We start from the raw sequence: 12,980 nt of genomic DNA on the forward strand, positions 1-12,980 counted from the left end.
TATAAGATTTAATAGAAAAAAAAGAGTAAAACTGAATGAAATAGTTTTACTCGTTTTTCTATTATGCTGGATATTGTTTATTATGACAAACTGTACTTTACCTATTATCTTATTTTTATCATTCAATCATTGAATAGCCCCTGCCATGTATCGTTTGAATATACCTGTCTTTCTTCTCGCACTTTAACTTTTTTCTTACATACCCAATATATAAGTCTACTACATTTGGATTTACTACTACGTTAAATCCCCAAACCTGATTCAAAAGCATTTCACGGCTCAATATTGTATTTTTATTCTTGATTAAAAATACAAGTAAATCATACTCGCGCTTAGTAAGCGAGAGATTTTTACCACCTTTTTTCACAATATTGCTAGATGCATCAACAAAGAGATCTTTAAACTGAAAAAAGTTTGTCTCATTTTGCTGGATACAGTCACTTCTCCTTAAAATAGCTTGAACCCTTGCTACTAATTCTTCTTTCACAAATGGTTTTCTTATATAATCATCCGCTCCTGCTTGTAACCCTGCTATGCAATCCTTACTAGAAATATTGTCGGTCACAATAATGATCGGTGTCGTTTTAACAAGTCGTATTTGTCTGCAAATTTCTGGTCCCGGTATACTTAATGAATCCCAATCCAATATGATAATATCCCAATCTTGTTCATATATTATATTTAAACCTTGGTTTTCATTGTGAAGTTTTAAAATGAAATAGCCTTCTTGCGTTAGACCGCTTACGATTTTCTTTGCAAAAGACCGTTCATTCTTAATTACTAACACCTGCTTCACCGATGGTTCACCTCTACTTCAATATAACTTAGTTAGATAAAAAATTATCCCAAAAAAATAATTTAAGATTTATAAATTTTAAATTCCTAAAAAATCCGTTATAACAGCTTATTAGGAGAACTCTATATAATCTTACAATAGATATGGATGAAAACACAAAATATATGAAGATTTAAATAAATATTATTTAATCATTAAGGGGCAGCTATAGTATCTACCTGCTTATCATCAATAACTATTTCTTCACTTTCTGTTTCAGGGGTACCGCCCCATCCCCATCAACTTAAGCATTTTATAAAACCACAAAACAAAAAGAACCATAACCCCGCCAATCTGGCAAAGTTATGGTTCATATCATACAAAATAAAAAACCACCAAATATGTATTGGTGGAGACGGTGGGAGTCGAACCCACGTCCAAAAATATCGGCACTTAAGCTTCTACGAGTGTAGTCGATATATTAGCATTTCGCGAACTCTTCGGCCTATCGACAGGCTTCCAAGTTGCTAGTCTGATTGTTCTCTTCCTTCGCCCTCAGACGGCGAACTCCGGCGTAGTCCACTTAGTTTGAGTCCCTTACCCTACCACATGGACGATGGAGGGAGGAACCTTTAGTGCAATTAAGCAGCTAAAGAAAGATTGTTTTGTTTGCCAATTATAGGCTTTGACGTTTTAACGAGGCCGATCCCCTCGACTCGCAACCTAAGCTCGAACTATCCCTGTCGAATCCGTAACGTCCCCATGATAAAAATGGAGCATACGAAGAAATATCGTGATAGCTACTAAGAGCTGTTTTTCAATGTGCAACAATCTTACATAAGTTATTATATCATACGCGCGCCGTTTTACAAATGTAAATATCTGTATTACATCTTTTGACGATCACGGAACACGCGTGCAATTTCACGTTTAGCTTCTTTCTCTTTTAAATCGTGACGCTTATCATATTGCTTCTTACCTTTTGCTAAACCAAGTGCCATTTTCGCAAATCCATTTTTTAAATAGATTCTAACTGGAACTAATGCATATCCTGTTTCTTTTGCGTAACCTGCTAGCTTATCAATTTCTTTTTTATGAAGAAGTAACTTCCTTGTACGTAGCGGATCGTGATTGAAACGATTCCCTTGTTCATATGTATTAATATGCATATTATGAACCCATACTTCACCGTTATGTATACGTGCAAACGCATCTTTCAAGTTCACGCGTCCAGCGCGAATCGACTTAATTTCCGTTCCTTGAAGGACAAGCCCTACTTCGTATGTTTCTTCGATGAAATAATCATGAAATGCCTTTTTATTTTGCGCAATAACCTTACCTGTACCTTTTGGCATACAACGTCCCTCCTCTATTTTTACCATTGTAACAAATGTAAACAAAAAGCGAAAGTGGCTCGCTCAGAATGTGAGGTGGATGGAGCTTTTGACCTTGAGGCGTTCTTTGCCTCTCCGGGAAGAAGCGAAGCCACCGAACATTCTAGCCACTGTAGCTGGATTCCAACAAAAAGCGAAAGTGGCTCGCTCAGAATGTGAGGTGGATGGAGCTTTTGACCTTGAGGCGTTCTTTGCCTCCTGGGAAGAAGCGAAGCCACCGAACATTCTAGCCACTGTAGCTGGATTAAACAAAAAGCGAAAGTGGCTCGCTCAGAATGTGAGGCGAAGCCACTCTTTTCTTACTTACGCTTTTTCTTTTTCTTCTTGAATCCTGGTACATTTTCAAAGAATCCTTTTTTCTTCTTGCCATTACTATTACTATCTTTTTTCCCTGGCTGACTAGCGGATGCGGATGCGGATGCGGATGCTGATCCTTTTCCTTTTCCTTGTCCACCACGATCAAACTTTCTTCCTGTGCCGCGTTCGCCACCGCGCTCATTACTACGCTCGCTACGTCCACCGCGTTTCTTTCTACCTGTCCTTGGCTGTTCAATCACAACTGGACGATCTTTGAACTTACGACGAGGTGTGCCTTTCATGCCAACGATTTCAAAGTCGATTGCGCGCTCGTCTTTATTTACGTTAATAACACGAATTGTAATTTCGTCACCGATGCGGAATACGTTACCTGTACGTTCCCCAATCATCGCAAAATGTTTTTCGTCATAACGGTAGTAATCATCTGTTAAATAGCTAACGTGTACAAGACCTTCAATTGTATTTGGAAGCTCTACGAATAAACCGAAGTTTGTTACAGAGCTAATCATACCGTCATACTCTTCACCGATCTTATCAAGCATATATTCTGCTTTTTTCAGTTCGTCTGTTTCACGCTCAGCTTCAACAGCACGGCGTTCCATATTAGAAGAGTGCTCTGCAATCTCAGGTAAGTTTTCACGCCATTTCGCTTGCGTTTCGTTGTCGACTTTACCGTTAATGATATATTCACGAATTAATCTATGAACAATCGTATCTGGATAACGACGAATTGGCGATGTAAAATGCGTGTAGAACTCAGTTGATAAACCGAAATGTCCTAAGCTCTCCGAATCGTAACGTGCTTGCTTCATAGAACGAAGCATAACTGTTGAAATGACTATTTCTTCCGGCTGACCTTGAACCATTTCAAGAATTTGTTGCAACGCACGAGGATGTATTTCATTCGCACGTCCTTTTACTGCATATCCGAAGTTTGTTACAAACTCGAAGAAACGCTCAAGCTTATCTTCTTTCGGATCTTCATGGACACGGTACATAAACGGTACGTTCATCCAGTGGAAATGCTCCGCTACTGTTTCGTTCGCAACAAGCATAAACTCTTCAATTAACTTCTCTGATACAGAACGATCACGCATTACAACATCAGTCGGTTTTCCTTCTTCATCTACTAGTACTTTCGCTTCTTTAAAGTCAAAGTCAATCGCACCACGGCGCATACGTTTTTCACGTAAAATTTGTGCTAACTGCCCCATTTCTTTAAACATTGGCACTAGCGGCTCGTAACGTTCAATTAGTGCTTCGTCTTCATCTTCTAAAATGCTTCTTACGTCAGCATACGTCATACGCTCTGTCGTTTTAATTACACTTTGGAAAATCTCATGCTTTACAACATCACCTAGATTGTTGATTTCCATTTCACAAGATAGTGTCAGACGGTCTACTTTCGGATTTAATGAACAAATACCGTTAGATAAACGATGCGGAATCATCGGAATTACACGGTCTACAAGATATACACTCGTTGCTCTCTCCGCTGCTTCAACATCAATTGGAGAACCTTCTTGAACGTAATGACTTACATCCGCAATATGAACGCCAAGCTTATGGTTACCGTTCTCAAGCTTCGTTACTGTAACAGCGTCATCTAAGTCTTTCGCATCCGCACCATCAATTGTAACAATCATTTGGTCACGTAAATCACGGCGATCTTTTATATCTTCTTCTGAAATCGTTTCTGGTACACTGTTTGCATGCTCCATAACTTCTTCAGGGAACGCTAAAGGTAAATGATGTTTATGAATGACAGATAAAATATCTACTCCTGGGTCATTTTTATGACCTAGAATTTGAATAACTTCACCTTCTGCGCTTAAACGGTTCTCTGGGTAGCCCGTAATTTTCACAACTACTTTATGGCCTTCTACAGCGCCCATAGATGCACTTTTCAAGATAAAAATGTCACTTGTCCAGCGTTTATTATCAGGTATAACAAATCCAAAGTTCTTTGACTCTGTATATGTACCAACTAGTTCCTTCGTTCCACGCTCTAAAATACGAACAATCGCGCCTTCTTGGCGTGATCCACTTGATTGCGCGCTAACACGTGCTAATACTGTATCACCATGAAGTGCACCATTTAATTCTGTAGGCGGGATGAAAAGATCATCATCTCCTGTTTTCTTCTCTTCTGGAACGACGAACGCAAAACCACGTGCATGCCCAATTAATTTACCGCGTACTAAATTCATTTTTTCTGGAAGACCGTAGCGGTTACTACGTGTGCGGATAACAAGCCCCTTCTCTTCCATCATTACAAGTGCCTTTACAAAATCTTTAAAGCCCTCAGAGCCTTCGATTCCAAATGCCGATTCTAATTCTTGTATCGTTAACGGTTTATACGCTTCTTCCCTCATAAATAATAACAACTTATCAATATGTTCTTGCATGATTTCTTCCAAGCAGAAATACCTCCTTTAAACCCTTATATTATTTAGTGTATCCGAAAGATGGGGGATGTATAAAGTGAAACTTTAATCATCTCCCAATGATTTTTTACAGCTTTCATAAAGTGTAACTTTAATCAGTGAGGTTTTGTCCCTCCCCACTGATTATTAGCCCACACCAATTGGGATAATAAATTCCCTTATGAAAAAAAGAGGCAACTAGATCTTACCAATCTAGTTGCTCCAAGAAGTTATATACATCCTCATGTAGCACATCACGTTCTTTATCAAGTGTAATGACATGCGTAGAGTCTTCATACCATTTAATGTCTTTTAACGTAGATTCTACACCGTTATAAATAATGTTAGCACTATCTGTATTAATCATCTCATCATGACGTGCTTGTACAACGAATGTTGGAGCATAAATCATATCAACATTATTGCGTACGTCACGAATCAACTCCTGTAATGCTTTTAATGTATTCATTGGTGTCTGTTTAAATTCAAACATTTCCTGCTCAATTCGTTCTGGTGATTTTTGCTCACGCTTTTTATATTCGCGGGCATATGCCAATATACCTTGGTACATAATTTCTTCACTTTTAATGTACATCGGTGCACACATTGGTACAACACCTAAAATCGGTAATGTATAAGCAAGTTTTAATGAGAATACTCCGCCTAATGATAATCCAACCGCAGCTATTTTCTCGTAACCTTGATCTTTTAAATGCTGGTAGGCATTCATTACATCTTTCCACCAGTCTTCAGGGCCTGTATGAACAAGCTGCTCTGGTGGTACGCCGTGTCCTTTATAAATTGGCGCATGACAAGTATAGCCTTTCTTCTCTAAGAAACGCCCTAGCATGCGTACGTCAGCTGAGTTCCCTGTGAATCCATGTAATAATAAAACAGCGCGGTCTCCACCTTCAAATGTAAATGGTTTCGGAGATGCTAATTTCATCATGTACTTCTCCTCTTTCTCTTCTGTAATCTAGTCGTATTCTTTCTATTCTTAGTGTACCATATTTATAATTCTATAATCTAATTAGAAACTTTTTTTGAATAACAAATCAAAAAAAGAAGAACCATTAGCATAATCCGCTAACGCTTCTTCTTTTACTTTTATAAGTTTAAGTACGTAACAGCAATTGTTAGTACAAAGAACAACACAGCTAAAACAACTGTAACACGGTTTAATACCGCTTCGATTCCACGTGCTTTTTGCTTACCAAATAATTGCTCTGCACCGCCTGAAATTGCACCTGAAAGGCCTGAGCTATTACTAGACTGCATAAGTACCATAACAATCATTAAAATCGATACAATAATAAGTAAAACTGATAATAACGTATGCACTTGGCGTACCTCCTACAAAGATTCAGTTATTTTAAATGTAGCATAAATCCTATAGAAAAGCGAGAGCTATAGAATCACTCTCGCTTTTCTTCTATTACATGAACATCATTGCGAATAACGGTCCAAGCAAACATGTCAAAATTGCTGTTAATGTCATTGTTACCGATCCAATAACACCTTCATGCTCATTATTTTTCATCGCTCTCATAACACCCATAATATGAGACGCACATCCAAAGCCAATCCCTCTACCAACTGAGTTTGTAACACGGCTCCATTTTAATAAAATTGGTCCTGAAATCGTTCCAGTAATACCTGCGATAACGACGAAGGCCGCTGTTAAGGACGGGACACCACCAACTTGTTCAGACACACTCATCGCAACTGGCATTGTCACTGATTTTGGTAAAGAAGATAAAATTAAGCTTTTATCTGTTCCCATAAGTGTGGCGATAGCCAAATCACTTGCAATAGCAACTGTTGTACCTACTAATACCCCACCAGCAATTGGTACAACATATTTTTGCAGAACATGACGTTGTTTATAAAGCGGGATTGCAAATGCTACAACACCTGGTCCGAGTAGCTTCGCAATCCAGCCACCACCACTTTCCATATAATTTTGATATGGTATATCAAGCATTATAAATAAGAAAGCCATTAATGCTGTTGCAACAAGCATTGGAATGGTAAATGGTGTTGGAAATAATTTGTAGATTTTTTTAGATAGTTGATATAATAGCACCGTAAAAAGAACCCAACCGATTCCGATTAATATTTGGCTCATTGTGTCTCTTTTTCCTTTCTATTCGCAAGATATTGTCCTGTATGTCCTGCGACAATAATAATTAAAAACGTACTCGCTACAACTGTAATGAAAAGAGAAATTCCTTTACTCATAAAAAAAGCACCGTAATTCATTAAGCCAAGCGTTGGCGGAATTAATAAAAACGGCATAATAGCAACGAGTGTTTCTGCTCCTAAATCAAACCATTTCACTGGAAGTACTTTTAGGCTAAGAAAAACAAGCAGGAGGAACATCCCAATCAAACTTCCTGGAATCGGAATATTCAACATTTCTTGCACCCAATTTCCAACCATATAAAATACATAAAGAGCAGAAATTTGGACAAGAATCTTTGTAAGTTTCATGTTCATCATCCCTCATGTTTATACGATCTTCTGTTAATATCCTTATCATAGTATAAATTGTAAAAACCTGCAATTTATCAAATCGACAACGAAAACCCACTATATTATACGCTTACACCCTTGATACGACTGCGTTTCCGAATGTATTTTATGTCAAAAACCTTGACCTAATATATAAAGTTTATATATTCTGAATTTTGGTGGTTATTATTTTAATAAAATAAAATCCTTCACTCCATTTTTATTCTGCCTTCTCTCGTCAAACCTCTATTCGATCATTACTACTATGGATATTACGAAAAAATTTTACCACAATTAAAAGGCTGCCCTTTTCATGACACGATACCGATATTAGCTTTACTTGATAATTCTATGTTTACCTACTACAAATCACCAATTACCGTCATGACCAAATCTTAGGCTCAAGGAGCAAGCATCGGTGATTTCCGCTCTTTAGTAGGATCAAGCCCATTCATCAATCGGCCTTCGCAGCAAATTGCTATCAATTTTGATTATAATCTCTTCTTTAAATACTTCATGTCACTTATGACGGACGAACAGTTTTAGCAAAAAAAAAACAGACCGTGATTTCTCACGGTCTGTCGTTATTTTCTACAATTATCGTTTGATGTTGTAGAAAGATTGTAAACCAGCGTAAACAGCGATTTCGCCTAGCTCGTCTTCGATACGTAATAATTGGTTGTACTTAGCAATACGGTCAGTACGGCTCATAGAACCAGTTTTGATTTGGCCAGCGTTAGTTGCAACTGCGATGTCAGCGATTGTAGCATCTTCAGTTTCACCAGAACGGTGAGATACAACTGCTGTGTAACCAGCACGTTTAGCCATTTCGATTGCTTCGAAAGTCTCAGTTAAAGTACCGATTTGGTTAACTTTAATTAAGATTGAGTTAGAGATACCTTTTTCGATACCTTCAGCAAGTTTTTGAGTGTTAGTTACGAATAAATCATCACCAACTAATTGTACTTTATCACCGATACGCTCAGTTAATAATTTGTGACCATCCCAGTCGTTTTCGTCTAAACCATCTTCAATAGAGATGATTGGGAAGTCTTTGCAAAGCTCTTCATAGAAATCAACCATTTCTGCAGAAGTTAAGCCAGTACGGCCTTCGCCTGCAAGGTCATATTTACCAGTTTCTTTGTTGTAGAACTCAGAAGAAGCAACGTCCATTCCTAAGAATACGTTCTCGCCAGCTTTGTAACCAGCTTTTTCGATAGCTTCGATGATTACTTCTAATGCTTCACGGTTAGAACCAAGGTTTGGAGCGAATCCACCTTCGTCACCTACTGCAGTGTTAAGACCTTTGTCGTGTAATACAGCTTTAAGTGCATGGAATACTTCAGCACCCATACGGATTGATTCTTTGAATGTTGGAGCACCAACTGGTAAGATCATGAACTCTTGGAAGTCAACGTTGTTATCAGCGTGAGAACCACCGTTGATGATGTTCATCATTGGAGTTGGTAATTGTTTTGCATTGAATCCACCAAGGTAACGGTATAATGGAAGACCTACGAAGTCAGCTGCTGCGTGAGCTACTGCCATAGATACACCAAGGATAGCGTTAGCGCCTAGTTTACCTTTGTTTGGAGTGCCATCTAATTCGATCATAGCACGGTCGATACCAGCTTGGTCAGTTACGTCGAAACCAACGATTTCTGGAGCGATTGCTTCGTTAACGTTGTTTACTGCGTTCATAACACCTTTACCAAGGTAACGAGATTTGTCACCGTCACGTAATTCTACTGCTTCGTGCTCACCAGTAGATGCACCACTTGGTACGATAGCGCGTCCGAATGCGCCGCTTTCTGTGTAAACTTCTACTTCTACAGTTGGGTTACCACGAGAGTCAAGGACTTCGCGAGCATAAACATCAATAATTGTTGACATAATAAATTCTCTCCTTTTTATATAAGCAAATTATTTAATAATTGTTTTACCTGTCATTTCTTTCGGTTGTTCCACATTTAAAAGTGTAAGCATTGTTGGGGCGATATCTCCTAAAATACCACCTTCACGAAGCTCTACATCATTTTTTGTAACGATGAAAGGAACCGGGTTAGTTGTATGAGCTGTCATTGGTCCACCATCAGCAGTTAACTCCTGATCAGCATTACCATGGTCAGCAGTAATAAGTGCTACACCATCTTTTGCAAGAATCGCTTCTACAACTTTTCCTAAACATTCGTCAGTTGCTTCTACTGCTTTAATTGTTGGTTCCATCATCCCAGAATGGCCAACCATATCACAGTTTGCAAAGTTAAGAATGATAACATCATGTTTATCATTTTCGATGTCATTTACTAAAGCGTCCGTTACTTCATAAATGCTCATTTCAGGTTTCAAGTCATACGTTGCAACCTTCGGTGAGTTAATTAAAATACGCTCTTCTCCTGGGAATTCAGCCTCACGACCACCGCTAAAGAAGAATGTAACGTGCGGATACTTTTCAGTTTCCGCGATGCGAAGTTGCTTTAATCCCGCTTGCGCAACAACTTCACCTAATGTGTTATCAAGGTTCATTGGCTTGAATGCCACGTAACCATCTACAGTTTCACTGAAATGTGTCATACAAACGAATTCAGGAATGTGAGGTACTTTTTCACCACGATCGAACTCACGGAAGTCTTCGTTTGTAAATACACGAGCAATTTGAATTGCACGGTCTGGACGGAAGTTATAGAAGATAACTGCATCATCATTATTGATTGTTGCAACTGGCGTGTCATCTTCGTTAACAATTACAGACGGCAATACGAATTCATCATAGATACCATTTGCATAAGAGTCTTCTACACACTCTTCTGCTGATTTATAAGTAGGGCCTTCACCATTCACCATAGCACGGTAACATTTTTCTACGCGATCCCAACGCTTGTCACGGTCCATGGAGTAATAACGACCAGAGATAGTCGCGAATTGTCCTACTCCTGTTTCTTTAATTACTTCATTTGTTGCATCGATATAACCTTTTGCTGTTTGTGGTCCAACATCGCGGCCATCTAAGAATGCATGGATATATACTTTCTCCACACCTTCTTTTGCTGCTAAGCGAAGAAGAGCAAACATATGGTTCATGTGACTATGCACACCACCATCAGAAAGTAAACCGAATAAATGAAGAGCAGTACCTTTTTCTTTCACGCTTTTAATTGCATTTTGGAAAGTTTCGTTCTGATCGAACTCACCTTCACGAATTGCAACGTTTACGCGTGTTAAGCTTTGATATACGATGCGGCCTGCACCGATATTTAAATGACCAACCTCAGAGTTACCCATTTGACCTGCTGGAAGACCTACTTCCTCACCACAAGCTGTAAGCGTTGTGTGAGGGAATTTGTTCCAGTAACCATCAAAATTAGGTTTCTTAGCTTGTGCTACAGCATTCCCGTAAGTTTCTTCACGTAGTCCGAAACCATCAAGAATGATTAAAGCTGTTGGCTTTCTCATTTTACCGCCCCCAGAAGACCTAAGAACGAAGCAGGCTCTAAGCTAGCACCGCCAACTAAAGCGCCGTCGATGTCAGATTGTGCCATATACTCTTTAATGTTTTCTGGTTTTACGCTACCGCCGTATTGAATACGAACAGCTTCTGCAGCTTCTGGAGAAACAGCTTCCGCAACAACTTTACGGATGTGCGCACATACTTCATTTGCATCTGCAGAAGAAGAAGATTTACCTGTACCGATAGCCCAGATTGGCTCATAAGCGATAACAGTTACTTTAACTTGCTCTTCTGTTAAACCTGCAAGTGCTTTTGTTACTTGACCTGCTACTAGATCAAATGTTTTTCCGCTTTCGCGCTCTTCTAAAGTCTCACCACAACAAACGATTGGTGTTAAACCATGTTCAAATGCTGCAAGAGTCTTTTTGTTTACTGATTCGTCTGTTTCAGCAAACATTTCACGACGCTCAGAGTGGCCAAGTACTACGTAGCCTACTTTTAAGTCGCTAAGTGCTACTGGGCTAATTTCGCCAGTGAATGCACCATTTTTTTCGAAGTGCATGTTTTGTGCACCTACTTGTAAGTCAGTTCCTTCAGTATTCGCTACTAAGCGCTCTAAGAATAGAGCTGGCGAGCAAACTACTGCATCAACAGCTGAAGCTGCTGGGATTTGACCTTTAACTTCCTCTACGAAGCTAACTGCTTCAGCTAGAGTTTTATTCATTTTCCAGTTACCTGCGATAATTGGTTTACGCATGCTTTGCACCGTCCTTTTTCTTTGGCTGCTACTTATTTGTCGTTAAGACAAACTACACCTGGAAGCTCTTTGCCTTCCATGAATTCTAATGACGCACCGCCGCCAGTAGAAATGTGGCTCATTTTATCAGCCATACCGAATTTTTCAACAGCTGCTGCAGAGTCACCACCGCCGATAACAGAGTATGTATCTTCTGCATCTGCTAATGCTTGTCCTACTGCTTTTGTACCTTCTGCGAATGGAGTCATTTCGAATACACCCATTGGTCCATTCCATACAACAAGCTTAGAGTTTTTAATTACATCTGCATAAATTTCACGTGTTTTAGGACCGATGTCCACGCCTTCCCATGTAGAAGGGATAGAGTCGATACCAACGATTTGAGTTGTTGCAGTTTCAGAGAATTCCTCTGTGATTACAACATCAACTGGCATATAGAAGTTTACGCCTTTTTCTTTTGCAAGTTGCATAAATTCTTTAGCTAGTTCAATTTTGTCGTTTTCACATAGAGATAGACCAATTTCATGACCTAAAGCTTTAACGAATGTATAAGCAAGTCCGCCACCGATGATTAAGTTATCTACTTTGTCTAATAGATGACGAATTACACCGATTTTATCTTTTACTTTCGCACCACCAATGATAGCTGTAAATGGACGTTCTGGGTTAGAAAGTGCTTTTCCAAGTACATCTAACTCTTTTTCCATTAATAAACCAGATACTGCTGGTAGGTAGTCTGCGATTCCTGCTGTAGAAGCGTGAGCACGATGAGCTGCACCGAATGCATCGTTTACGAAGATATCAGCAAGAGCTGCAAATTCTTTCGCAAGTTCTGCATCGTTCTTTTCTTCGCCCGCATAGAAACGTACGTTTTCAAGAACTACTACGTCGCCTTCGTTCATTGCTGCAACCATTTCTTGTGCAACTGGTCCGAATGCTTCGTCCGCTTTTTTAACATCTTTACCAAGAAGCTCGCCTAAACGTGCTGCTACTGGAGTAAGACGTAATTCTTCTACTGCTTGACCTTTTGGACGGCCTAAATGACTTGCTAAAATTACTTTCGCACCTTGCTCTACTAAATATTGAATTGTAGGAAGAGCTGCACGGATACGAGTTTCATCTGTAATTTTGCCTTCTTTCATAGGTACGTTGAAATCAACGCGGCAAAATACACGCTTACCTTTTAAATCTACGTCACGAATTGATTTTTTGTTCATTGGATTTCCCTCCGACTACTAGTTAGGATTGACAAAACCCATTCAAAAGCTTAACACATTTGCTTCTAAAACGAAAGAAGAGAGAGAGGGAACAAACCCTCTCCCTCGTTTTGTCATTGATTGCTTATATA

Annotated in this window: 12 protein-coding genes, 1 other RNA gene and 1 pseudogene; 2 read left to right on the forward strand and 12 right to left on the reverse strand. The window is 39.2% G+C overall.

The window, feature by feature from the left end:
• Positions 1-118: 118 nt before the first annotated feature.
• From V7038_RS13875 to smpB, 3 genes are all read right to left on the reverse strand, one after another.
• Positions 119-796, reverse strand: coding sequence for a response regulator transcription factor (locus tag V7038_RS13875; RefSeq protein WP_070129157.1), 678 nt, complete (start codon positions 794-796; stop codon positions 119-121).
• Between the two features lie 386 nt (positions 797-1,182).
• Positions 1,183-1,537: a transfer-messenger RNA gene (gene ssrA, locus V7038_RS13880) on the reverse strand.
• Between the two features lie 125 nt (positions 1,538-1,662).
• On the reverse strand, positions 1,663-2,130 hold the full coding sequence (gene smpB / locus V7038_RS13885; RefSeq protein ID WP_002034685.1) for an SsrA-binding protein: 468 nt from the start codon (positions 2,128-2,130) through the stop codon (positions 1,663-1,665).
• An 88-nt stretch (positions 2,131-2,218) separates the two neighbouring features.
• On the opposite strand from smpB, the gene V7038_RS13890 reads away from it, so the two are divergent.
• A complete protein-coding gene (locus V7038_RS13890) occupies positions 2,219-2,497 on the forward strand; it encodes a hypothetical protein (RefSeq protein WP_335470558.1) in 279 nt (92 codons plus the stop codon).
• Here the strand turns inward: V7038_RS13890 and rnr are convergent.
• From rnr to V7038_RS13915, 5 genes are all read right to left on the reverse strand, one after another.
• The gene (rnr, locus tag V7038_RS13895; RefSeq protein ID WP_438825111.1) at positions 2,469-4,895 is read right to left on the reverse strand and encodes a ribonuclease R; all 2,427 of its coding nucleotides are present in this window, start codon (positions 4,893-4,895) and stop codon (positions 2,469-2,471) included. The genes V7038_RS13890 and rnr overlap by 29 nt on opposite strands.
• Before the next feature lie 223 nt (positions 4,896-5,118).
• Positions 5,119-5,859, reverse strand: a complete 741-nt coding sequence (locus V7038_RS13900) for an alpha/beta hydrolase (protein WP_170933777.1) — start codon at positions 5,857-5,859, stop codon at positions 5,119-5,121.
• Positions 5,860-6,020: 161 nt separating this feature from the next.
• Positions 6,021-6,254 (reverse strand): preprotein translocase subunit SecG, encoded by a 234-nt coding sequence (gene secG / locus V7038_RS13905; protein WP_002112793.1) that lies wholly within the window; start codon positions 6,252-6,254, stop codon positions 6,021-6,023.
• A gap of 94 nt (positions 6,255-6,348) precedes the next feature.
• Positions 6,349-7,041 carry an LrgB family protein gene (locus V7038_RS13910; RefSeq protein WP_002112794.1) on the reverse strand — a complete coding sequence of 231 codons (693 nt, stop codon included), beginning with the start codon at positions 7,039-7,041 and terminating at the stop codon, positions 6,349-6,351.
• Complete coding sequence (locus V7038_RS13915) at positions 7,038-7,415, reverse strand: CidA/LrgA family holin-like protein (RefSeq protein WP_171902574.1); 378 nt, start codon at positions 7,413-7,415, stop codon at positions 7,038-7,040. Before V7038_RS13915 ends, V7038_RS13910 begins: the two co-directional genes overlap by 4 nt.
• A gap of 246 nt (positions 7,416-7,661) precedes the next feature.
• Here V7038_RS13915 and V7038_RS13920 point away from each other — a divergent pair.
• Positions 7,662-7,973 (forward strand): annotated as a pseudogene (locus V7038_RS13920) (nucleoside hydrolase); the annotation flags it as partial.
• Positions 7,974-8,024: 51 nt separating this feature from the next.
• Here the strand turns inward: V7038_RS13920 and eno are convergent.
• From eno to V7038_RS13940, 4 genes are read right to left on the reverse strand one after another with little or no spacing between them, the layout of a single operon-like run.
• A complete protein-coding gene (eno, locus tag V7038_RS13925; RefSeq protein ID WP_002112796.1) occupies positions 8,025-9,320 on the reverse strand; it encodes a phosphopyruvate hydratase in 1,296 nt (431 codons plus the stop codon).
• Positions 9,321-9,350: 30 nt separating this feature from the next.
• Positions 9,351-10,880: a 2,3-bisphosphoglycerate-independent phosphoglycerate mutase gene (gene gpmI, locus V7038_RS13930; protein WP_002112797.1), complete on the reverse strand. Its 1,530-nt coding sequence runs from the start codon at positions 10,878-10,880 to the stop codon at positions 9,351-9,353.
• Entirely contained in the window at positions 10,877-11,632 is a 756-nt protein-coding gene (tpiA, locus tag V7038_RS13935) for a triose-phosphate isomerase (protein WP_002144919.1), read from the reverse strand. The genes gpmI and tpiA overlap by 4 nt, the downstream gene beginning before the upstream one ends.
• Before the next feature lie 32 nt (positions 11,633-11,664).
• Positions 11,665-12,849, reverse strand: coding sequence for a phosphoglycerate kinase (locus tag V7038_RS13940; RefSeq protein WP_002112800.1), 1,185 nt, complete (start codon positions 12,847-12,849; stop codon positions 11,665-11,667).
• Positions 12,850-12,980: the final 131 nt, after the last annotated feature.

Origin of the sequence: Bacillus sp. JJ783 (assembly GCF_036963225.1) — a bacterium.
In the GTDB taxonomy this organism is placed as follows: Bacteria; Bacillota; Bacilli; order Bacillales; family Bacillaceae_G; genus Bacillus_A; species Bacillus_A cereus_U.

Coding starts and splice junctions, on each gene's coding strand:
- smpB (WP_002034685.1), bottom strand. CDS start 2,130: ATGCCAAAAGGTACAGGTAAGGTTATTGCGCAAAATAAAAAGGCATTT.
- rnr (WP_438825111.1), bottom strand. CDS start 4,895: ATGCAAGAACATATTGATAAGTTGTTATTATTTATGAGGGAAGAAGCG.
- V7038_RS13900 (WP_170933777.1), bottom strand. CDS start 5,859: ATGAAATTAGCATCTCCGAAACCATTTACATTTGAAGGTGGAGACCGC.
- V7038_RS13910 (WP_002112794.1), bottom strand. CDS start 7,041: ATGAGCCAAATATTAATCGGAATCGGTTGGGTTCTTTTTACGGTGCTA.
- V7038_RS13915 (WP_171902574.1), bottom strand. CDS start 7,415: ATGATGAACATGAAACTTACAAAGATTCTTGTCCAAATTTCTGCTCTT.
- eno (WP_002112796.1), bottom strand. CDS start 9,320: ATGTCAACAATTATTGATGTTTATGCTCGCGAAGTCCTTGACTCTCGT.
- gpmI (WP_002112797.1), bottom strand. CDS start 10,880: ATGAGAAAGCCAACAGCTTTAATCATTCTTGATGGTTTCGGACTACGT.
- tpiA (WP_002144919.1), bottom strand. CDS start 11,632: ATGCGTAAACCAATTATCGCAGGTAACTGGAAAATGAATAAAACTCTA.
- V7038_RS13940 (WP_002112800.1), bottom strand. CDS start 12,849: ATGAACAAAAAATCAATTCGTGACGTAGATTTAAAAGGTAAGCGTGTA.